Here is a 23,592-nt window from a genome sequence, read left to right as displayed (position 1 = left end):
ACCTTATGAAAAAAAACCTACTTTTCATGGCTGTCTTTCTTATGACAGTTCAATTATGGGCCCAAACTATCCAAATTAACGAAGCTTCTGGCTGGCTGGAATCCGCTTTTGTAAAATGGCAGCCTGTCAGCGGTGCCCAAACGTACAATGTCTATTATACTGGTAATGGATTTACAGACAAAAAAATAGACGACCAGCTTATTAGAAGTTATGGATCTTACTTTCGAGCTGACATTCCTGGCCTTAAAGCCGGAACATACACAGTAAAGGTAAAACCTGTAGTGAATGGCACAGAAGGAACAGGAGCTACAACTGGCAGTCTAACTGTAAGCGCACAAGACAGAAATGGATTTGCATTTGAAGGCGGTCGTGTTCCTGGAGGATATAAAGCAGACGGAACTCCGAAAGACAATGCCGTAATTCTGTACATTACCCAAAACACGAAAAACACCATTTCAATGAATATTACAGGTGCAAGTGCAAATCCATGTATTGGCCTACAAAATATTCTTTATGCTATCAAAAAAGGAAAAGATACACGTCCGTTTATTATTCGCTTAATTGGAAATATAACTGACATGACCGTTATGGAAGGTGGTGATGTTGTTATTGAAAATGCAAATAATGCTTCGAGTTATGTTACCATTGAAGGTGTTGGAGACGACACTGTTGCAAATGGATGGGGAGTTCGATTAAAATCGGCTTCAAACATCGAAGTAAGCAATCTTGGATTTATGAACTGTGATAGTACTGCAGGTGATAACGTAGGAATGCAACAGGACAACGACCACGTTTGGGTTCACAACTGCGACTTATTCTACGGAAATGCAGGAAGTGATGCTGACCAAATAAAAGGTGACGGAGCATTAGACAATAAAACTTCGACTTACATTACGATGTCTTACAACCACTTTTGGGATAATGGAAAAGCGAGTCTTTTAGGTTTAAGTGAAGGGACAACTTCTGGATTGTATGTTACTTACCACCACAACTGGTTCGATCACTCAGATTCTCGTCATCCTCGCGTGCGCTATTATTCAGCTCACATTTACAACAACTATTATGACGGAGTTTCAAAATATGGAGCAGGTTCAACTATGGGATCTTCACTTTTTGTTGAAGGAAACTATTATAGAAATAGTAAACATCCAATGTTAACTTCTCTTCAAGGTTCTGACATTTGGGACGAAGCTAATCAAGTGAATAATGCAGGAACAATGGGAACATTTTCTGGCGAAGCTGGAGGAAGCATTAAAGCATTCAATAATACTTTTGATGCTTCTAACGGAACAAACAATATGCGTTTCGTAGCTTATAATGATCCTAATCCGCTGTATAATATCTCTGGAAAAATAAGCTCTACAACCGATTTTGATGCTTACGTAGCCGCAACAAGAGGCGAAGTGGTAAGCAGTTCTGTAAAATCGAAATCGGGTGCTAATGTCTATAACAACTTCGATACAGATGCAAATTTGTATGTGAAAAATTTAACAATTGATACTCCTGCTGCGGCAAAAACAAAAACAACTCAATATGCAGGACGCGTTTCTGGAGGAGATTTAAAATGGACGTTTAATAATGCAACAGATGATACTTCTTCTTTAGTTATTACAGCATTAAAAACAGCACTTACAAATTATACTGGAACATTAGTTGCTGTACAAGGAGAAGGGAATCCGCCCGCTGGAACACAGACTTTAACTTTAACTTCTGCTTCAAACAACAATCAAACAGTTGTAAGCGGAACAGCAATTTCTTCAATTGTATTTACATGGGGAGGAGATGCAACTGATGCAACTGTAACTGGATTGCCTGCTTCTGGACTGACTTTTGTAAAAAATACTACAGCTAAAACGATAACTATTTCTGGTACGCCAACTGCAACAGTTTCGTACTCAATTGCAACTTCTGGAACTAGTGGTTCCCCAGCTACTGGTTCTGGAACTGTAACAGTAACTCCAGCTGGAACACAAACATTAACTTCATCTGGCAATAACAGCCAAACCGTTTCTTCTGGAACTGCTATTGCTTCAATTGTATTTACTTGGGGCGGAAATGCTACAGACGCATCTGTAACTGGATTACCAGCTTCTGGATTGTCTTTTGTAAAAAATGCAACTGCAAAAACGATAACTATTACTGGAACTCCAACTGCAAATGTTTCTTATACGGTAACCACTTCAGGAACAGCTGGAACACCAGTATCGGCATCGGGAACAATAACAGTTACTACAGGTTCTGGTGGAGGATCTGAATTACATAATTTTACAACATCTGGTAAAACAAGTACATTCTACTCTATTACAGGAAATATGAATTCAACTCCAGGTTCTGTAACTTATAACGGCTTAACACTTACTGAACGTCTTAAAATAGAATCAAGCACATCAATAACCTATACCACAACGAGTGCATCAACTTTGACTTTGGTTTTTGATTCAACTTTTACAGGAAGCATTAAAGTAGACAATGTTTCTTATACTGCATCTGCTGGTATTGTAACAGTTTCTGTTGCCGCAGGTTCTCACTCTATCACTAAAAATTCTGTTGCCAATCTATTCTATATAAGCACAGTTTATGGTGGAGGCACACTAAAAACGGCTGCAGTTGCAGATTCAGCAATAACTACTGAGTCAACAAAAATAGTTTTATACCCTAATCCTGTTTCAAGCACTTTATATTTAGCAGATCCTGAACAAAAAGTACAAAAAGTACTTATCTATAATATATCTGGAAATCTAATGATTAATTCTGGGAACTCTCAAAGTATTGATACAAGCAGTTTAATTCCTGGCACTTACCTAGCCAAAATTTATACTGTCGATGGATCATTTAACCAAACACTAATTAAAAAATAAAAACTAACTTAACTTAAAAAGGCTTCCAAAATTGGAAGCCTTTTTTAATTTCAAATATTATGAATTACAAATCAAATTTAATCCCCTGTGCCAACGGAAGATTTGTTGTATAGTTGATTGTATTCGTTTGACGTCTCATGTAAATTTTCCACGCATCAGATCCTGACTCACGCCCTCCTCCGGTTTCTTTTTCACCTCCAAAAGCACCTCCAATTTCAGCCCCAGAAGTTCCTATGTTTACGTTTGCTATTCCACAGTCAGAACCTGTTGCAGATAAAAATCTTTCGGCTTCACGTAAGTTATTCGTCATAATTGCAGAAGATAATCCTTGTGCAACACCATTTTGAATTTCTATGGCATTTTCTACTTCACCAGAATATTTAATTAAATATAAAACTGGTGCAAAAGTTTCATGCTGTACGATTTCAAACGAATTTTCAGCTTCGGCAATTGCTGGTTTTACATAACAGCCGCTTTCATAACCTTCACCAGACAATACTCCTCCTTCCACAAGGATTTTTCCACCTTCTGCAACTACTTTATTTAATGCTGCTGCATACATTTCTACAGCATGAGTATCAATTAGCGGTCCAACATGATTCTTTTCGTCAAGCGGATTTCCGATTCTTAATTGTTTGTAAGCTGCAACCAAGGCATCTTTTACTTTATCATAAATACTTTCGTGAATAATCAATCTTCTAGTGGAAGTACATCTTTGTCCAGCAGTTCCAACAGCGCCAAAAACAGCACCAATAACAGTCATTTTAATATCAGCATCTGGAGTAACAATAATGGCATTATTTCCTCCTAACTCTAACAATGATTTCCCTAATCTTCCTGCAACAGTTTGCGCTACAATTTTTCCCATTCTAGTTGATCCTGTTGCCGAAATAAGTGGAATGCGAGTATCTGCAGTCAACAATTCTCCTATTTTATAATCTCCGTTTATTAAACACGAAATTCCTTCTGGAAGATTGTTTTCTTTTATAACTTGAGCTATTATATTTTGACAGGCAATACCACAAAGAGGTGTTTTCTCAGAAGGTTTCCAAACACAGACATCACCAGAAATCCACGCTAAAGCTGTGTTCCAAGACCAAACCGCAACTGGAAAATTAAATGCCGAAATGATTCCTACAATTCCTAACGGATGATATTGTTCGTACATTCTATGCCCTGGTCTTTCAGAATGCATTGTTAATCCGTGAAGTTGGCGTGATAAACCAACTGCAAAATCACAGATATCAATCATTTCCTGAACTTCACCATATCCTTCTTGCAATGATTTCCCCATTTCGTAAGAAACCAATTTACCAAGAGCTTCTTTATTTTGTCTCAATTTTTCTCCAAACTGACGCACAATTTCACCACGCTGTGGAGCAGGAATTAACCGAAAGGTTTTAAAAGCTTCTGCTGCGGTTTGAATTGCTTTTTCGTAATCTGCTGCCGTTGACATTTTTACCGAAGCAATTAATTTTCCATCAACTGGCGAATAACTTTCCAAAATTTCTCCAGAAGAAAAATTATTAATTCCTGTTGATGTTCCTTCATTTACTGTCTTGATGCCCAATTTATCAAGAGCTTCCTTCATTCCAAATTGCGATGCTATTGTTGTCATTGTAACTTTTTTAGTTAAAATTGTTATGTTTTTATGTAAAGATATTGTTTTAGAATTAATTTTTGATTGAAGTTAATTCATAAATGAACGTAAATTTAAGCTTATTTTATAGTATTAACAGAAACGAAACCTCAATATTGAATTTATTTAATGAAATTTGCAGTACTTAAAATTAAAAATATGACTCATTATTGTAGGCTTCTGCTTTGTTTTCTTTTAGTCTCAACAAATATATTTTCTCAAAAAGAAAAAGGTTCTTTTTCTGTAGTTTCGTTAGGCGTAATGGGCGGTATTGACGAAAAAAATCTTTCAGCTTATTTAATCGCCCCATCAAATACAACCGATTATATTTGTCTTGACGCTGGAACCGTAAACGCGGGAATCGAAAAAGCTATTGAAAAGAAAACTTTTAAAGTTTCTACAAGTGAAGTTTTACGAAAATACATCAAAGGATATTTGATTTCGCACGCACATTTAGATCATGTTTCGGGTTTGATTATTAATTCTCCTGCCGATTCTTCTAAAACAGTTTATGCTACAAATAAATGCATGGAAATGATGGAAAACCATTATTTCAACGATCAAACTTGGGCTAATTTTGGAGACGTAGGGCCAGGGTTTCCTCTAAAAAAATACCATTTTCAGACTTTAAATTTGGGAGAAGAAACTTCTTTGACGAGTACCAAAATGACAGTTAAAGCTTTTTCCCTTAGCCATGTTAATCCTTTTGAGAGTACTGCTTTCTTAATTAAAAGCGAAAATGACTATGCCTTATATTTAGGAGACACAGGACCAGATGAAGTAGAAAAAAGCAATAATCTTCGTGATTTATGGACAGCTGTTGCTCCATTGGTTAAAGCCAAACAATTGAAAGGAATTTTTATTGAAGTTTCGTTTCCAAATGAACAGCCAGATAAATTCTTGTTTGGTCATTTGACTCCAAATTATTTACTTAAAGAACTTCATGCTCTAGAAGATTTAGCTGGAAAAGGTTCTCTTGAAAACTTTAAAATTATTATCACACATTTGAAACCGCCTGCAAAGAATATTGCAAAAATTAAACAGCAGTTAAAAGCTCAAAATGATTTAGGATTGAAGATTATCTATCCTGAACAGGGGAAAAAGTTTGAATTGTAGTTTTATTTTGCCACTCCCGATAGCTATCGGGATAAAGGGATTAAAAGAATTAATTTTAATTTCTAAATACAAAACATAATTAAACCCGACAGGTTTTTAAAAACCTGTCGGGTTTCGTATTTCTATCAAATAAAATATTTTATTTCTTAGCCGTAAACCTCGGATCAGTTTCCATAACAGTTCCGCAATTATCACAAGTTCTTAAATCTTCTGAATTGTAGAAGTGTTCAAAATGAGGAAGGAAATCTTTTTCGATATTATGAAGTTCAAAATACACTTCATACAATTTATGATTGCAGTTATCGCAATGCCAAAGCAAACCATCCGTAAAACCTTGTCCAGCACGTTTACGTTCTATTACAAGTCCGATAGAACCTTCTGAACGAACAGGAGAATGTGGCACTTTTGCAGGATGGAGATACATATCGCCTGCATTTAATTCCATTTCTTTACGCTGTCCATCTTCTTGAATGACAACCTTAATACTTCCTTCTAACTGATAAAAAAGTTCTTCTGTTTCGTTATAATGGTAATCTTTTCGAGCATTGGGTCCCGCAACAATCATTACAATATAATCTCCAGAATCAACATATAAGTTTTTATTTCCAACAGGCGGTTTAAGTAAATGACGGTTTCCGTCAATCCATTGGGTCAGGTTAAAAGGTTTTGCTATAGCCATTTTTATTCAAAATTTATGAAAAGCTAAGGTAGTGAAATTGTAGAGACGCACTGCAGTGCGTCTATGGGTTTGTATTTTAATTTCTGAAAAACGTTAGACGCACTGAAGTGCGTCTCTACCTTAAAACCTCTTTTATCAAATAAACATAAACCGGAAAATGATCACTAAAACCTGCCTCGCTGAGTGTGTTTCGCAACGGATATCCTTTATATGCGCCAGAATTTTGAATAAGATATGGTCTGTTGAAAATACCTGCTTTCCAAAAATTAAAAGTCGAAAAATCCGATTTAACCAGAGAGGCTGTCATGATAATTTGATCAAAAATATTCCAAGAATCACGATAAGCAATGGTTCCTAAACCTTTATTGGCAAGCTCTTCAAACGGATTAAAAACATCAAATTCAGCAATTTCTGCTTTTGTGCCCTTTGCACCTAATCCTTCTTTTATGCTTTTATTAAATGGTCCATCATTAAAATCTCCCATTGTCAATACTTTTGCTTGTGGATTAATTTGCTGTAATGAATCGATAATTTTTCGGTTTAATTTTCCTGCGGCTTCACGAAACATTGTTGTTGCTTTTTCTCCACCAGATCTCGAAGGCCAGTGATTGACAATAATATGTATTTCTTCATTCTCTAAAAATCCTGAAACCAAAAGCTGATCCCTTGTAAAAACCCGGTTTTTATTTTCTTTTTTAACTTCAACTTCATCATCTAAAACTTCTGATTGTTCCTCTTTTTTTGCAATTTCTTTTTTATAAATGATTAATGGAATATTAGAATAGGAAGTTGGTCTGAAATGTTTTTTCTGATAAAGCAAAGCCACATCGATACCACGCTTGTCTGGTGAATCAAAATGAATGATTCCCAAATCTAAAGCTTGCAATGCTGGTTCTTTGATCAAGGCTTCCAAAACGTTACGATTCTCGATTTCAGCTCCTCCAATTAAAGTTGGAGCGTTTGAATTCTCGGATGTACCAATTTCAGATATCACTCTTGCCAAGTTCTTTAATTTCTGCTGATATTTCTCTGTTGTCCAATGCTGTGCCCCGTTTGGAGTCCATTCATCATCATTTGTAAATTCATCATCTACAGTGTCGTAAAGATTTTCAAAATTGTAAAAAGCAATTGTATGTATTTTGTACTTTTTGGATTGCCCCAATAAGATAGAAAACGAAAAAATAAAAAGTAAACCGAGTCTAAATTTTAACTGCATAGAGAAGACATTTAAAAAGCAAATCTAATTAAAATTTTGTAAGATTTTTACTTTATTAAAATTTAAAAAATATTACATTTGTTTCTAACAAAAGTCTTGTACCTTGCTCAAAAAATCTGATAATTTATAACATGAAAAAAATACTGTTTTTTGCTTTTTTCTTAAGCTTTCTAAATACATTTTATGGACAAAAAAAACAGTTTCAGAGCAGAAGAAATTAGAAAACAATATAAAATTCCAGAATTGGCTTATGCAGTTGTTTCATCAGATTCTATACTTGAAATTGATGCTTTAGGATTTCAACGTTACAAGTCTTCTCATAAAGCAAAAATTAATGATATCTTTCGTTTAGGATCCATCACAAAAACGATCACAAGTTATATCGCGGCGACTTTAGTTAAAGAAGGAAAGATTAAATGGGATATCAAATTCTTTGATTTGTATCCTGAATTAAAAGCAGCAAGCAATCCAGAAATTTACAATGTAACCTTGCAAGATTTCTTGACATTTCGAGCCCCAATTCCAACTTGGTCTTATGGAAATGAAACGCCAAATCAACAAGAAATTAAGGGTAACAATCAGGAACAGCGTTATGAGTTTATAAGCTGGTTTTTTAAACAAAAACAAATTGTTACTGAGAAACAAGATTGGTACGGCTCTAATCCAAGTTTTGTTGCGGCAGGTTTAATGCTCGAAAAAGCAACTGGAAAAAGTTATGAAACTTTAGTACAAGAATTGGGCAAAAAGCTAAACATAAACTTCGGTTTTGGACAACCAAACGTTACTGATATAAATCAGCCTTGGGGACATGATGAGAATTTGAAGCCTGAAAAACCATTTGTAAATTATAAATTAAATTGGCTTTCATCGGCAGGAAATATCAATGTAAATCTTCCTGATTTTTGCAAATTTACACAGATGCAGCTACAAGGTTTGTTAGGGAAATCAAAAGTATTGTCTGAAGGAGAATTTAATAAAATGCATTTCGGTTTTCCTGAATTTTCTTTTGGATGGTATTCTGAAATAAATGAAAAATCGGGCTTAAAATATTCTTTTCACTACGGAAATCCAGGAACATTTTTAACCAAAGTGTATATTTGCAAAGATATCAATAAGGCTTTTATACTATTTGCGAATGTGCAATCTGAAGAAGCGGACAAAGGTTTAATGTTGCTTCTTGCCGAATTGCAAAAACAATATGGAGGCTAAATTATTAAACCTTAAAAATTAATTTTATAATTTTAAGCAAAAGAAAAAAATGAATAAAAACTGCTTTCACCATATAAAGAGACACTTTGTCTTTTGTAAACTCGCATTTCTTATTTTTGCTTTACAATCATTCAACTGTCAATCTCAACAAAACATGATAACACCGCCTTATTTACAAAAAGGAGATACTGTGGCACTTTTAGCAACAGCAAGAAAAAACATCGACGACAACTTAAAACCAACAATAGATTTATTGCACAGTTGGGGTTTAGAAGCCGTAATCGGGTCAACAATTGGATTAGATTATAATCAATTGGCTGGAACAGATGAACAGAGAGCTGCCGATTTTCAGAAACAAATGGACAATCCAAATATTAAAGCGATCTGGTGCGTTCGTGGCGGATATGGCACTGTTAGAATGTTAGATTTACTAGATTTTACGAAATTTAAACAGCATCCAAAATGGGTTATCGGTTTTAGTGATGTAACGGTTCTTCATAATCATTTGAATACGATGGGCTATAAATCTATTCATGGTATTATGCCGGTAACATTACCTAGAGCGACGCCAGATGCGGTAAGTTCATTAAAAGCCGCTTTATTTAACGAACCTATTTCCTACTCTATCAGTCCAAGTCCGATGAATCGTGTGGGAAGCGCAACGGGAGAATTGGTTGGAGGTAACTTGTCTATTTTATATAGTTTATTAGGATCTCCGTCTGCAATTGACTGCAAGGATAAAATTTTATTTATCGAAGATTTGGATGAATATCTTTATCACATCGACCGTATGATGATGAATCTAAGACGTAACGGATGTATCGAAAATCTAAAAGGAATTATCATTGGCGGAATGACAAGTATGAAAGACAATGAAGTTCCTTGGGGTAAAAATGCTTTAGAAATTATAGATGATGTAACCAAAAAATACAATATTCCAGTAATTTTTAATTTCCCAGCAGGACATATTAGAGACAACAGAGCTTTAATTATGGGAAATACCGTTTCTATAGAAGTTACTGCTTCTGGAAGTACAGTTACTTTTAAAAAATAATACCGTCAAGCTCCTTATTTAAGGAAATCTAACAATACCACATAAAATCTCGCAGAGACGCAAAATCGCAAAGTTTTAAAATGCTTTGTGATTTTGCGTTTTTTCGTGCAATAACTTCATTTCATAAAAATAATTTCTCAGATTCACACTGAAAACTGAGACCGAGACTGAATACTATAAAAATGGCAGAACACAACGATTTAGGAAAATTAGGTGAAGATCTCGCAGCTTCACATCTCGAAGAAAATGGATATTCAATTCTAGAACGAAACTTTGTTATCCAAAAGGCAGAAATAGATATAATTGCACAAAAAGATAATGTTTTGGCCATTGTTGAAGTTAAAACTCGTTCGAGTTTAGATTTTGGTTCTCCGCAAGATTTTGTGAAGCAAAAAAAGATTCAATTACTTATTAAAGCAGTAAATGCCTACATAAACGATAGGGAAAAGGATTTTCAGGAAGATCTAGAAATCCGTTTTGACATCGTTGCGATCCATAAAAACGGGGAATCATTTGCAATTGAACATCTTACCGACGCTTTTTATCACTTTTAACATAATTTTTCATTGTTATAATTGTAACAATTTGTTTTTTTATTTATATTTGCAAAGAATTATAACATCGCAATGTTAAATTAACAAACCAACTCAACTGTTACCAAAAAAAAAAAAAAGAATTATGAAAACTGTTTCTTCTATTGTAGAAAACTACATTAAAACAAAACCATTTTTATTAAATGCCCTGTCTCTCGGAATTATTAACCTAACATCACTTTCGCGAAATATTATGACCGAATTAGAAAGTGAGTTTGGTAAAGAAGTAAAACAAGGCGCTGTAGTAATGTCTTTAAAACGACTGACGGAAGAACTAGATTTTAAACTGAACCACAAAATCAATAAAGTAATTAAAAATATTGGTGAAATCACGGTTCGTTCTGAACTTACAGATTACACTTTCGCAGCGTCTGAAACTGTCTTAAACAAACAAGCAGATTTGATCTCTGATATTAATGCTTTATCTGATATTTTTTATACCTCATCTCGTGGAGTAAATGAAACGAATATCGTAGTAAGCAGCAGTGTAAATCACTTAGTTGAAAAACACTTTATGAGAGAAAAATTAATCCAAAAATTGGATAATTTAGCTTCTATTACTGTAAAATTACCAAAAGAAAATATTGTAGTTCCTGGTATTTACTACTTCATTTTTCAGCGTTTGGCTTGGGAAGGAATCATCATTAACGAGGTAATTTCGACTTCAAATGAATTTACTATTTTAGTTGGAGAAGATCAAGTAGATGTTGCTTTTAAAGTAATTAAAGACTTGAAAAACTAGTTTAGAAATAGATTCAAATTAAAGTTTATAAATAACAAAATCCTTTTGTCTTTTCTTAAGATGAAAGGATTTTTCTTTTGAAATAAATCGAAATAAGCCCTTCAATTCTATATTTCTTAAATAAGAATATTCTCAAAAGCCAAATTCACAATTAAATTTTATTTATCAATAGCGTCAAAATAACACTTACTAGTGCGACTGCGACTTAACAAGAGTTTTTGTTTCTTTCTTTAAAAAACTAACAAAAAATCAGAATTAAGTTTTTTTATATATAATTTGTTGCGAATAATATTTTTATATATTTGCGAAGAAGTCAGACATCAGACCTCGCATTTTGATAGTTTAATACCACTGGAATTAAATAAACGCAATTTAAATTGTTAGAAGCTGCCAACCATAGTGAAAAGTTATTGGTAAGTGAACTCAAAAAAGGAAACGAAAAAGCCTTTCGCCAGCTTTTTGATTTATACCGCCAAGATATTTATGGATATAGCATTAGTCTTCTAAAATCAAAAGAAGCTGCTGAGGAAAATGTTCAGGATGTTTTTATGAAAGTCTGGCTCAATCGCGAAAGTCTGGATGTAGATCAATCTTTTAAAGCCTACATTTTTACTATTGCAAGAAATCAGGCTTTTAATGTTTTGAATAAGGCTGCGAATGAAATTTTATTAAAAGAAGCCGTTTTCTACGAAAGTCAGAAATCACATGAATACGGAGATTATGCTGTTCGGGAAGCCGATTGCAAAAAACTTCGAAAACAAGCTATAAAACAGCTCCCGCCAAAACGACGGCAGATTTTTAAAATGTCGCGGAAAAAAGGAATGAGCTACGAAGAAATAAGCGAGGAACTCGGAATCTCGATAAACACTGTCCGGAACCAAATGAGTAAAGCGCTCGAATCGATGCGCGGTTTTTTTCAACTTCACGATGAAATTATCTAACCAAAACCACAAATATTACCCTTAAAATCACTCTTCGGAGTGATTTTTTTTTGATTTTTCTCTAGCCACAGATTTAAAGGATTTTCACAGATTATTTTTTTTTTTAAACCAACAGATTGGAATCTTTTTAATCTATTAATCTGTGGCTAAAAAATCTATTGCTTCTAAATAATTTTGGCTAAAGCCTAATTTGAGACTGAATTTTATAACCTCCAGTTAAAATTGGAAGCAATTGAAAAAAACAAGACAGCAAAGGATGACAAAATGCATTTAATCATTATTTCTTCAAAAAATAAATTTTATTATTTCGCTAAAAATCAACACATTAAACAATTCAAAATGTTAAAATTTAAAAATTTATAACGTTTGAGTAGTACTCAATTGTATCTCAACTGTATTATAGAAACACAGAACCTAAAAACATTCTTAATGAATTCAAATTCTGAAATAAAAACGCTTTTGGAGAAGTTTATTTTAAATCAATGTACTGCTGAAGAAACAGAACAGGTTATTGCCTATTGCCGCAATAATGATCTTACTGATTATTTCCCAACGGTAGAAGAAGTGAAAAATCTGTTGGATGAAATGCCAAAAATGGATGAGCAAAAAGCTGATTCTATTTTCGCTACTATCTTAGCTACAGCAAAAGAACAAGAAACAGTAATAGAATTACAGCCAAGAAAATCTAATTATAGAAAATACATTTCTATTGCAGCTTCTGTGTTGGTTCTTTTGGGAGTTGGTTTTGCTTACAAACAAGGTTTCTTTACTAAAAGTACAGAAGTTCCATTCGATTTTAAAAGTTCTGACATTGTCTTGCAAATGGAAGATGGAAGTGTTCAGATTATTTCTGAAAATGGTAAAGTTCAGGTTCATGACAAAAAAGGGAATATTATTGGAAATCAAGATGGAGATAAATTGGTTTACGAAAATCAAGCTGATTCTGATAAATTAGCATATAACACCCTTAAAATTCCATTTGGAAAAAAATTCCGCCTGCAATTGTCTGATGGAACGATGGTTCATTTAAACTCTGGAACAACCTTAAAATATCCTGTAAAATTTATTGCTGGAGAAAATCGTCAGGTTTATCTAGACGGAGAAGCTTTTTTTGACGTAGCAAAAGATAAAAAACATCCTTTTATTGTAAATGCCGATGCACTGAATGTACGTGTTTTAGGAACACATTTTAATGTTTCTAATTACCCTGAAGATGCAGTTACTGATGTAGTTTTAGTTGAAGGTTCTGTTGGAATGTATCGTTCAAACGAAGAATTTGACGCTTCTAAAAACACCATTTTAAAACCGGGTTATAAAGGAAGTTTCAACAAAGAAAATGCTTCGATATTTACAAAGCCTGTTATTACAGAAATCTATACTTCTTGGATTGATGGCGGACTGACTTTTAGAAACATGACTTTCAAAAACATCATTACCAAACTGGAAAGACGCTACAACGTAACCATTATTAATAAAAATGAAAAACTGGCTAACGAGAAATTCAATGCCAGCTTTAAGGAAGAATCAATAGAGAATGTGATGAGCTATTTTAACGATATTCATGGCATTAATTACACTATAAAAAACAATCAAATACTAATTAAATAACCACTAAAACCAATACAATATATGATGAGATAACATTACGGGAATAAAAAAATCGGAAAGAGCTGCGAACAATTTCCGATTAACTAAGTGATTGAATATAACGAATTAACTACAATCAATTAACAAAATTATGAAAAAAAAATCTAAGAATAATGGGTTTCTATACTCATTGTTCCAAAATGACCTAAAATTGAAATTAACTACACTACTTATTTTGGTCGCCATGTTTAATATCAAAGCAAGTACTTATGCTCAAAAAACAAAAGTTACCCTTGAATTAAACAATTCAACAATCGAAAAGGTTATTGAGACCATTGAACAAAAAACAGATTTCAGATTTATCTATAAAATGAATGATGTCGACTTAGATCGAACGGTTTCCATTTCTGTAAAGGAACAATCGATATATGTAGTTTTAGACAGAATTTTTAAAGGAACTCCGACCGAATTTAAAATTCGCGACACACAAATTATCCTAAAAAAACCTGATTTAAAAACACAAAATATTGGCGACGAAAAAGAAACAATTTCTGGAATTGTTACCGACGAAAATGGTGCTCCGCTTCCTGGTGCTTCTATTATCGAAGAAGGAACAAAAAACAGTGTTGTAACTGATTTTGATGGTAAATTTAAACTTACTGTCGAAAGCAGTTCTTCTGTAATCTTGGTGAGTTTTGTAGGTTATAAAACCAAAAAAGTTCCTGTTGGAAATGGTATTTTAAATATTCAATTGGAACCAGACGCTACGAACTTACAGGAAGTTGTTTTGGTGGGTTATGGTTCTGTTTCTAAAAAAGATGTAACGGGTGCGGTGTCTTCTATTGCTGCAAAAGACATGAATCAAGGTCCAATAGTAAATCCGCTGCAATTAATTTCTGGAAAAGCGGCTGGTGTAAATATTAACCAGATTGGTAGTGAACCAGGTTCTGGACCAAGTGTACGTATTCGTGGAGTAAGTTCTTTAATTGGCGGAAGCGACCCTTTGGTTGTAGTAGATGGAATTCAGGGAAACTTAGATTTATTAAATTCTATTCCTCCAACAGAAATTGCGTCTATCGATATTCTTAAAGATGCTTCGGCTACAGCTATTTACGGCTCTAGGGGTGCGCCTGGAGTTATCATTGTAACTACTAAAACCAACAAATCTGGAAAAACAACTTTTGAATATGTAGGTTCTTCTTCTATCGATTTTATTCCAAAAAAATTGGATTTTCTAAATGCTGACCAGTGGTGGACTGCAGCGCAAAGTGTTGGTGTTCCTGCTTCTGCAAATCACGGTGCAAATACAGATTGGTACGGAATTTTAACACAAACTGGGTTTACACAAACTCATACACTTTCGTTTGGTGGAGGCGCAGATAAATTCAGCTACCACGGTTCTGTGGGTGCTATTTTGCAAGATGGTGTTGTAATTAACTCTAGTAATAAAAAATATATTGCAAGATTACAAGCAACACAAAAAGCATTGGATGATAAATTGACTTTGAATTATACTTTAACTAACGGAATTAGCAATACTCAAAGCAGTGTACAAAGTATCGGTAGAGTTAATCAAGTTTCAAACTTAATTTCTCAGGCCTATCAAATGCGTCCTACTGATCCTGTGTTTGAATCAGATGGGACAACTTATTATACAGATCCTAACCTATTTCAGTATTTGAATCCTTATGCGGCTCAACAAGAAATTACTAATGAGGGAAAATATGATAATTTATTCGGAAGCCTTAAAGCAGATTTAGATATCGTTGATGGTTTACAGGCTGGTTGGTTTGGAAGCTGGAGAAAAGCAAATAATTCAATTGGTTTCTATAATCCAGCAAAATCTACAGATGCAAATGCTATTAATCAAAAAGGTTTTGGAAACATTAATAATACTCGCCAAGAGGAAAAGTTAATGGACATTAGTTTGAATTACAAAAAAACATTTGGAGTTCACTCAATCAATGCCTTAGGTCTTTACGAATGGCAATACCAAAGCAAGCAAGAAAATTATTCTCAAGTAAGAGGTTTTGTTAATGATTTAGCCACTTACAATAACCTTCAACTAGGTGATATTAGTAAAGCTCTACCTGGAGATATTAAATCCTCTAAAAATGACAGAACTCTAGTTTCTTTTTTAGGAAGAGTAAATTACTCTTTATTAGACCGTTATCTGGTTACAGCAAGTATCAGACGTGATGGTTCTTCTGTATTTGGAGAAAATAATAAATGGGGTAATTTCCCATCTGCTTCAGTCGCTTGGCAAATTGCAAAAGAATCGTTTATGGCCAATCAATCTGTAGTTAATGATTTGAAATTACGTGTAGGTTATGGCGTTACTGGTAATCAGCAAGGTTTACAGCCTCAAGGATCAATTTCTTTAGTAGGTCCTGCAGGAACTACTTATTTTGGAGGTTCTCAAATTTCAAATTATAAAATTACTCAAAATGCTAATCCTGATTTGAAATGGGAAACTAAAAAACAAACTAATATTGGTCTTGATTTTGGCTTAATTAATAATAGATTGAGAGGTACGGTTGACTTATATACAGCAACAACAGACAATTTATTATTCAATTATACCGTTTCTCTACCACCTTACCAATATGACAAAATTCAAGCAAATATTGGTAGTTTAAGAAATGAAGGTGTGGAGTTTGCTTTAGCATATGATGTAATTAGCAATGAAAATACAACTTTAACTTTGGCAGGAAATGTATCTTTTATGCGTAATGAGGTTCTTAAATTAAACGGAGAGATTAATGGTGTACCATTGAAAACGAACTATATAGACTGGGGTGCGCCAAATTCTTACTTAATAGAAGGACAACCAATTGGTACATTTAACATTTTGCAACACGACGGAAAAAACGCAGTCAACTCTGAAACAGTGGTAGATCAAAATGGTGATGGAAATTTCGATCAAAGCAATACGAGTGCGGATCGCGTAATGCAAGGTTCTGCTCTACCAACTTATACTTTTGCTTTCAATCCAACTTTGAGATATAAAAAGTTTGACGCTTCTTTCTTATTAAGAGGATCTGGAGGAAATAAAATCTATAACACCGTAAATCAACGTTCAAGCTATATGGAAAACATTGGAAAAAGCAATGTTTTAGAAAGTGCTGTTGGCTTAGGTATTTTTACCTCTCAATATTCTTCAAATTTATGGCTAGAAGACGGTTCTTTTGTTCGTTTAGAAAACGTTACTGCAGGATACAATTTTAGCTTTAAAGATCGATTTATAGAGTCAATTAGACTTTCTCTTACTGGAAATAACCTATTCCTTATCACAAAATATTCAGGTATTGATCCTGAAATTAACTTAAGTGGTAGTGGTGACGTAAATGATTATTTTGGAGGCGATAGAGGAATTTATCCTCGTACCAGAAGCATTTCGTTTGGTGTAAATGTTAAATTTAAATAGTAAAAGAAATGAAATTAAAAAATATATTTATAGCAGGAAGCATTTGTTTCTTTGCTCTTACAGCTTGCACCGATCTTGAAGAAAATGTATATGACAAATATCCTGCATCAGATTTTTATGGATCTCCTCAAGGAGCAGATATCGCTCTAGCTGGTGTATATGCCCAAATTCCTGGTAATTGGAATGGTGTTGGTTATGCTGGCGCAGATCTGGGCTGGTACGACTTAAACTCCATGTGTGTAGACGATCAGGTTATTCCTCATAGAAATACAGGTGACTGGTCAACTCAATTTGCAATCTTGTTTAAACACCAATGGTTGCCAACAGACGATGTAGTTAAAAATACATGGAACTGGTTATATGTATCAGTTTTCAATGCAAACCTTGCAATACAACTATTAGAAGACTCTAAAGCGGATGCATCAAAAATTGCTGAAGCAAAAGTTTTAAGAGCTTTTTTCTATTATTTATTAATTGACGATTTTGGAAATGTACCATTTTATACAGACAACAATATCACAGTTGATAAAATACCGCAAGCAAGTCGTAAAGAAGTATTTGATTTTGTAGTTTCTGAATTAAAAGCAAATGTTGATCTACTGCCAGGTACTAAGGGTGGAGAATTTTACGGCAGATTCAACAAATGGGCTGGATATACTTTGCTTGCTAAGGCATACTTGAATGCAGGTGTTTTAACCGGAACTCCAAAATGGGAAGAATGTTTGGCCGCTTGTAATGTTGTAAATGGCGGAGGGTTTTCATTACATCCTGCTCTTTCAGATGCTTCGAGTCCATTAGGAAATAAATACTATGAACTGTTTGGAGATGTAAGTCCACAAGATGAAACTATTTTATCTATTTATACTACCGTTGATGTTGTAGGTCGTAATATTTTTACAGTACGTAGTTTGATTGGGCCACATGCTAATGCTTTATTTGGTTATAGTGGCTGGAACGGATCTGTTATTCCAAAAGATTTTTACCTAAAGTATGACGATAAAGATATTCGTAAAAAACAATTCTTATTAGGACCACAGCCAGGTAACGTAAATTATACATTAGACATCACTTCATTAGATAATCCGGGAGCAGGTGCTCAGGAAGGTGTTAGAAATGTTAAATTTTATCCTGCAGGTTCAATGAATGGTGGCGGAGCTTCAAATGATTTCCCAATTTACAGATATGCTGATGTTATGTTAATGACAGCCGAATGCAATGTTCGTTTAGGAAATGCAGGAGCAGCGAAACCTTTAGTGGATGCTATTAGAACTCGTGCTGGTCTTGCTGCTTTAGCTTCAAACCCAACTCTTGATGATATTTTTGATGAAAGAGGACGTGAATTAAATTGGGAAGGACATCGTAGAGAAGATATGATTCGTTTTGACAAATTTTTGTTGCCAAATGAATTCAAAGGCACTTCAGAAGAATATAGAAAAATATTCCCTATCCCTACTTCAGCTTTAAATGCAAATCCAGGACTTAAACAAAATCCAGGTTACTAAAACAGCTAAATAATATGAAAAAATATATAAATAAATTAGTAGCATTACTTGCATTTGCAATCGTGACTGCTTCTTGTGAATCTGATGCTGAATTAACCGTTTTAAAATCGGTTACTTTTCCTGCCGCAATTACATCCTCTGCAAGTAAAATTGTGCTTACAGAAGATACCGCCGACGATACTGCAACAACTTTTTCTTGGTCAGCTGTTGTTTTCCCGATTGAAGCTCCCGTTTTATATACGGTTCAATTTGATCTTCCGGCAAATACTACCGGTGCTAAAGCTTGGTTAAATGCGAAAACATTTGAAGCAGGAAACGATGTTTTGAGTAAATCTTTTACTGTTCGTGATTTGAATAAAATTGCAACTGATTTAGGATTACAACCAAACACAGACGGAAAATTAGCCGTAAGAGTTGTTGCTACCATGGACAGAAATATTTATTCAGATCCAATTGAGTTAACGGTTACTCCTTACGAAAAAGCAGTTGTTTTTGGTGAAATTTTTATGCCTGGAGATTATCAAGGTTGGGCAGTTGAAACTGCTTCTGCTTTAACAGCAATAGAAAAAGGAATCTACCAAGGATACATGACTGCTGAAGGTACTGCATTAGCATTCAAATTAAATACTGCCAGAACATGGGCCGAATTTTATGGTGCAGGTGCTACTAATGAAGATCTAGTTAGAATGGATGATGATAATTTATTTCTTCCAAGTGCAGGTTCATACCAAATTAAAGTAAATTTGAACACGCTAAAATGGTCTGCAACTCCTTATGCATGGGGAATTGTTGGAACAGCTCAAACCGGAGGATGGGACAATAGTACTCCTATGAGTTACAATCATCAGACTAAAACGTGGAAAGTAACAGCAGATTTAGTTCCTGGAGCATTGAAATTCAGATTGAACAACAAGTGGGACGTTAATTACGGACCAAAAGATGCTACAACAAATACCATCAATCGTGACGATCAAGGTTCTTATACCATTACTGAAACGGGAACTTATGAAGTTACGTTCACTATTGAAGAAACAGATCCAAATACAAATGGCTATCCTGCAACAGCAACTTGCAGTATAGTTAAAAAATAATCTAGCACATTCATACTTGTTAGATTAGTTTTGAGTGATACCTGCCTTTCTGAGCAAAAGGCAGGTTATCTAAAAATAAAACTCCTGCTCAAAAACTATCCAATTTAATTTTTAAAATTATGAAGTCTAACTCCAACATTTTTCTTGCTTTACTGCTTTCAATAGCTTTTGTATCGTGCAGTTCTTCTGAAGAAAATCCGAAACCCGAGCCAAATCCACAGCCTGGAAACGAATATCAGCAGTATGGATCACCATTTGATAAAGTTGCAGCCAATGAAGATGCCGTAATTTATCAGGTAAATGTGCGCTCTTTCAGTCCCGAAGGAAATTTAAAAGGTGTTCAGAAACGACTTGGAGATATTCAGAAACTAGGTGCAAATGTCATTTATCTAATGCCGATTTATCCTGTTGGAAAAGTAAAAATGGCTGGAAAATTAGGTTCACCGTATTCTATTAAAGACTACAAAACCGTTAATACCGATTACGGAACATTAGAAGATCTTCGAGCTTTAGTAACAGAAGCACACAGCAAAAATATGGCGGTGATTTTAGACTGGGTTGCCAATCATACTTCTTGGGACAACCAATGGATAACAGCACATCCAGACTGGTATCAAAAAGACGCTAGCGGCAACATTATCATTCCGCCAGGAACAAACTGGCAAGATGTAGCGCAGTTAAATTATACCAATGTCGAAATGAAAAAAGCAATGATCGATGCCATGTCTTATTGGGTTTATAATGCCAATATTGATGGTTTCAGATGTGATGCTGCCGATTTTGTTCCGATGAATTTCTGGTCAGAAGCGATTACTGCAATCCGTAAAATAAAGAATCAGAGGATGATTTTGATGGCAGAAGGCACTAGAGCCAATCATTTTGATGCAGGATTCGATTATACTTTTGGTTTTGCTTATTTCGGTGCTCTCGAAAAAGTATTTTCTGAAGCGCAGCCTGCAAGTTATCTTCAAACAGAAAGTTCTAAAGAATATGGGCAACTTGATGCTTCGAAACGCATTGTGCGCTATACCACAAACCACGATGTTAACCTTTCTGACGGAACTCCGCTTGAACTTTTTGGAGGCAAAAAAGGTTCTTTAGCCGCTTTTGTAATCGCATCAAGCATGAAATCTGTTCCTATGATTTATAACGGTCAAGAAATTGGGTATAACAAACGCATTGATTATTTTGACAATGTGCCAATCGATTGGTCGACTGCTGATAATGATATGCTTTTGGAATATCAAAAAATAATTGCCTTTAGAAATTCTAGTGAAGCGCTTCGAAAAGGAAAACTGACTGGTTACAGCAGTAATGATGTGAGTGCTTTTACCATGGAAACTGCAACCGATAAAGTTTTAATTGTTGCTAATATCAAAAATAAAAATGTAAAATATACTGCTCCAACTGCTTTGGCTAACACCAATTGGACAGATGCATTGACTGGAAATCAAATAGCAATTGGCACAGAAATCAATTTAGAAGCTTATCAATATTTAATCCTTAAAAAACAATAACGCTTCTGATACAAATAGATTTGTAAAAACTAAAAAAACATGAATTTTCAATCCCGAAAAATACTGTTCCAAATTCGTTTGGACAGGAAAACTGCGCTTTTATTTTTCCTCTGCCTTTGCTCTTTAGCGGTTAAAGCACAAGAAATAACTTCGCCAGACAAAAATCTTTCCTTAAAATTTGAATTGAAAGAAGGCGGAATTCCGTCTTATCAATTATCATACAAACAAAAACCGGTTATTAAACCTAGTTCTTTAGGTTTAGAACTTCAAAATATGCCTTCGTTTTTGGATGGTTTTACCGTTACAAATACAGCACAATCTTCTGTTGATAAAAGTTGGAATCCGGTTTTAGGTGAAGAAAAAACAATTCGAAATCATTATAACGAATTGGTTGTCACTTTAGCGCAAGCGAAAAACAATAACAGGTTTATTAGAATTCGTTTCCGTTTATTCAATGATGGATTAGGATTTAGATACGAATTCCCAAAACAAAATGACCTGAGCTATTTTGTAATTAAAGAAGAACGTTCGCAATTTAACTTAGCTGGAAATCATAAAATTTTCTGGATTCCAGGGGATTATGATACTAACGAATATGCGTATACAACTTCAAAAATTTCAGAGATTCCTTCGCTGATGAAAAAAGCTACTATCGAAATCAATTCGCAGTGGCCAATCGCAGCATTATCAGTACAAACGCCGTCAATGATGAAATCTGATGATGGTTTATACATCAACATTCACGAAGCAGGATTAATCAATTATCCGGCAATGTATCTTGAAGTTGATCCTGTAAACAATAAAATGATCAGTCATTTGGCGCCCGATGCTGTTGGAGCAAAAGGCTACATGCAAACCGATGCACAATCGCCTTGGAGAACTATTGTTGTAAGTGATAAAGCAACAGATATTTTAGCTTCAAAATTAATTCTGAATTTAAATGAACCAACAAGTTACAAAGACGTTTCATGGATTAAACCTGTAAAGTTCATCGGAATTTGGTGGGAATATTTTGTTGCAGGAAGAAGTACGTGGGCTTTTGGAAAAGAAACCAATGTAAAATTAACCGATGATTTTACCAAACTTACGCCAAACGGAAAACATGGAGCCACAACAGAACGTGCAAAAGAATACATTGATTTTGCTGCTAAAAATGGTTTCGATGCAATTCTTATCGAAGGATGGAATATTGGTTGGGAAGACTGGATTAATAACTGGAAAGAAGAAGTTTTTGATTACGTAACCGCTTATCCTGATTTTGATGTAAAAGCGGTTCATGAATATGCCGCTTCAAAAGGCGTAAAAATTATCATGCATCACGAAACTTCAGGATCGGCAACCAATTACGAACGCCGTTTGGATCGTGCTTTTCAGTTTATGAATGATAATGGTTATGATGCTGTAAAAACAGGATATGTTGGAAAAATCATTCCTCGTGGAGAACATCACGACGGACAATGGATGGTGAATCATTACATTAATGTCGCGAAACGTGCTGCCGATTACAAAATTATGATTGACAGCCACGAAGCCGTTCGTCCTACAGGATTAAACAGAACTTATCCAAACTGGATTGCTCAGGAATCAGCGCGCGGTACCGAGTTCGAATCTATGGGAGGATTAGCTCCAGATCATACTACAATTTTACCTTTTACAAGATTAATGGGTGGACCAATGGATTATACGCCTGGAATTTTCCAAACCGATCTTTCGTATTACGGAACCGGAAGTTCACAACGAGTAAACACGACTTTGGTAAAACAATTGGCTTATTATGTAACTATGTACAGTCCACTGCAAATGGCTGCTGATATTCCTGGAAATTATGAGCGTTTTCCAGATGCATTTCAGTTCATTAAAGATGTAGCTGTTGATTGGGATAACAGTTATATTTTGGAAGCTGAACCGGGAGATTATATTACAATTGCAAGAAAAGCAAAAGGCAAAAACGAGTGGTTTATTGGCGGAATTACAGATGAAAATGCAAGAACAGCAAACATTTCATTTGATTATTTACCTGCAGGGAAAAATTTCGTTGCCACTATTTATGCCGATGCTAAAGAGGCCAATTGGAATCAGAATCCACAAAAATATACGGTTACTAAATTTATCGTAAACTCAAAAACAAAATTAAAACAGTATTTAGCTCCAGGCGGAGGTGTTGCCATCAGCATCAAAGAAGGAACTGCTGCAGATTTAAAAGGATTGAAAAAATTATAGATTACTGTTTTTCAGTCACGAATTCACGAATTTTTCAAATTAAGATTTTCCAATAAATAATTAATTCGTGAATTCGTGGCAGAAAAACTATGCTCATTTTTTGAGCAAAAAAAACTTACTATTTGAAAACTATTAACCACAAAATGTTTGTCGAATTTAAAAACAATGCGAGTGAAAATGAATTTTAGTTAGAAATGCCGA

General features: G+C 34.5%; 16 protein-coding genes. 13 read left to right on the top strand and 3 right to left on the bottom strand.

Annotated elements, in window-relative coordinates; genetic code table 11:
- Window positions 1–5 precede the first annotated feature (5 nt).
- A complete protein-coding gene (locus tag OZP10_RS09965) occupies window positions 6–2,858 on the top strand; it encodes a pectate lyase family protein (protein ID WP_281634508.1) in 2,853 nt (950 codons plus the stop codon).
- Window positions 2,859–2,922: 64 nt separating this feature from the next.
- Here OZP10_RS09965 and amaB read toward each other — a convergent pair whose 3' ends face one another.
- The gene (gene amaB / locus OZP10_RS09960; RefSeq protein ID WP_281634507.1) at window positions 2,923–4,476 is read right to left on the bottom strand and encodes an L-piperidine-6-carboxylate dehydrogenase; all 1,554 of its coding nucleotides are present in this window, start codon (window positions 4,474–4,476) and stop codon (window positions 2,923–2,925) included.
- Window positions 4,477–4,656: 180 nt separating this feature from the next.
- Here amaB and OZP10_RS09955 point away from each other — a divergent pair, with 180 nt between their 5' ends.
- Window positions 4,657–5,613, top strand: a complete 957-nt coding sequence (locus tag OZP10_RS09955) for an MBL fold metallo-hydrolase (RefSeq protein ID WP_281634506.1) — start codon at window positions 4,657–4,659, stop codon at window positions 5,611–5,613.
- Window positions 5,614–5,752: 139 nt separating this feature from the next.
- Here OZP10_RS09955 and OZP10_RS09950 read toward each other — a convergent pair whose 3' ends face one another.
- Together OZP10_RS09950 and OZP10_RS09945 are read right to left on the bottom strand one after the other, a co-directional pair.
- Window positions 5,753–6,292: a 3-hydroxyanthranilate 3,4-dioxygenase gene (locus OZP10_RS09950; protein WP_281634505.1), complete on the bottom strand. Its 540-nt coding sequence runs from the start codon at window positions 6,290–6,292 to the stop codon at window positions 5,753–5,755.
- Between the two features lie 115 nt (window positions 6,293–6,407).
- Window positions 6,408–7,508, bottom strand: a complete 1,101-nt coding sequence (locus OZP10_RS09945) for an endonuclease/exonuclease/phosphatase family protein (protein WP_281634504.1) — start codon at window positions 7,506–7,508, stop codon at window positions 6,408–6,410.
- 183 nt (window positions 7,509–7,691) lie between these two features.
- Here OZP10_RS09945 and OZP10_RS09940 point away from each other — a divergent pair, with 183 nt between their 5' ends.
- The 11 genes from OZP10_RS09940 to OZP10_RS09890 all read left to right on the top strand — a co-directional run bounded on the left by OZP10_RS09940 (window position 7,692) and on the right by OZP10_RS09890 (window position 23,391).
- Window positions 7,692–8,717, top strand: a complete 1,026-nt coding sequence (locus OZP10_RS09940; protein ID WP_281634503.1) for a serine hydrolase domain-containing protein — start codon at window positions 7,692–7,694, stop codon at window positions 8,715–8,717.
- A 154-nt stretch (window positions 8,718–8,871) separates the two neighbouring features.
- Entirely contained in the window at window positions 8,872–9,771 is a 900-nt protein-coding gene (locus OZP10_RS09935) for a S66 peptidase family protein (protein ID WP_281634502.1), read from the top strand.
- A 182-nt stretch (window positions 9,772–9,953) separates the two neighbouring features.
- A complete protein-coding gene (locus OZP10_RS09930; protein ID WP_281634501.1) occupies window positions 9,954–10,325 on the top strand; it encodes a YraN family protein in 372 nt (123 codons plus the stop codon).
- A gap of 124 nt (window positions 10,326–10,449) precedes the next feature.
- On the top strand, window positions 10,450–11,106 hold the full coding sequence (locus OZP10_RS09925; RefSeq protein ID WP_008466087.1) for a hypothetical protein: 657 nt from the start codon (window positions 10,450–10,452) through the stop codon (window positions 11,104–11,106).
- A gap of 377 nt (window positions 11,107–11,483) precedes the next feature.
- Complete coding sequence (locus OZP10_RS09920; protein ID WP_281634500.1) at window positions 11,484–12,047, top strand: RNA polymerase sigma factor; 564 nt, start codon at window positions 11,484–11,486, stop codon at window positions 12,045–12,047.
- A gap of 429 nt (window positions 12,048–12,476) precedes the next feature.
- On the top strand, window positions 12,477–13,655 hold the full coding sequence (locus OZP10_RS09915; protein WP_281634499.1) for a FecR family protein: 1,179 nt from the start codon (window positions 12,477–12,479) through the stop codon (window positions 13,653–13,655).
- Between the two features lie 190 nt (window positions 13,656–13,845).
- Window positions 13,846–17,061, top strand: coding sequence for a TonB-dependent receptor (locus tag OZP10_RS09910; protein ID WP_281634498.1), 3,216 nt, complete (start codon window positions 13,846–13,848; stop codon window positions 17,059–17,061).
- Window positions 17,062–17,069: 8 nt separating this feature from the next.
- Window positions 17,070–18,563 (top strand): RagB/SusD family nutrient uptake outer membrane protein, encoded by a 1,494-nt coding sequence (locus tag OZP10_RS09905; RefSeq protein ID WP_281634497.1) that lies wholly within the window; start codon window positions 17,070–17,072, stop codon window positions 18,561–18,563.
- Between the two features lie 14 nt (window positions 18,564–18,577).
- Complete coding sequence (locus tag OZP10_RS09900; RefSeq protein WP_281634496.1) at window positions 18,578–19,654, top strand: SusE domain-containing protein; 1,077 nt, start codon at window positions 18,578–18,580, stop codon at window positions 19,652–19,654.
- A 119-nt stretch (window positions 19,655–19,773) separates the two neighbouring features.
- On the top strand, window positions 19,774–21,171 hold the full coding sequence (locus tag OZP10_RS09895) for an alpha-amylase family glycosyl hydrolase (protein ID WP_281634495.1): 1,398 nt from the start codon (window positions 19,774–19,776) through the stop codon (window positions 21,169–21,171).
- A 39-nt stretch (window positions 21,172–21,210) separates the two neighbouring features.
- Window positions 21,211–23,391 carry a glycoside hydrolase family 97 protein gene (locus OZP10_RS09890; RefSeq protein ID WP_281634494.1) on the top strand — a complete coding sequence of 727 codons (2,181 nt, stop codon included), beginning with the start codon at window positions 21,211–21,213 and terminating at the stop codon, window positions 23,389–23,391.
- The last annotated feature ends 201 nt before the right edge of the window (window positions 23,392–23,592 follow it).

This window comes from Flavobacterium luteolum, assembly GCF_027111275.1.
Lineage (GTDB): Bacteria > Bacteroidota > Bacteroidia > Flavobacteriales > Flavobacteriaceae > Flavobacterium > Flavobacterium luteolum.
The sequence above is the reverse complement of the archived record's forward strand: the minus strand, read 5'-3'. Positions and strand labels throughout refer to the sequence as shown.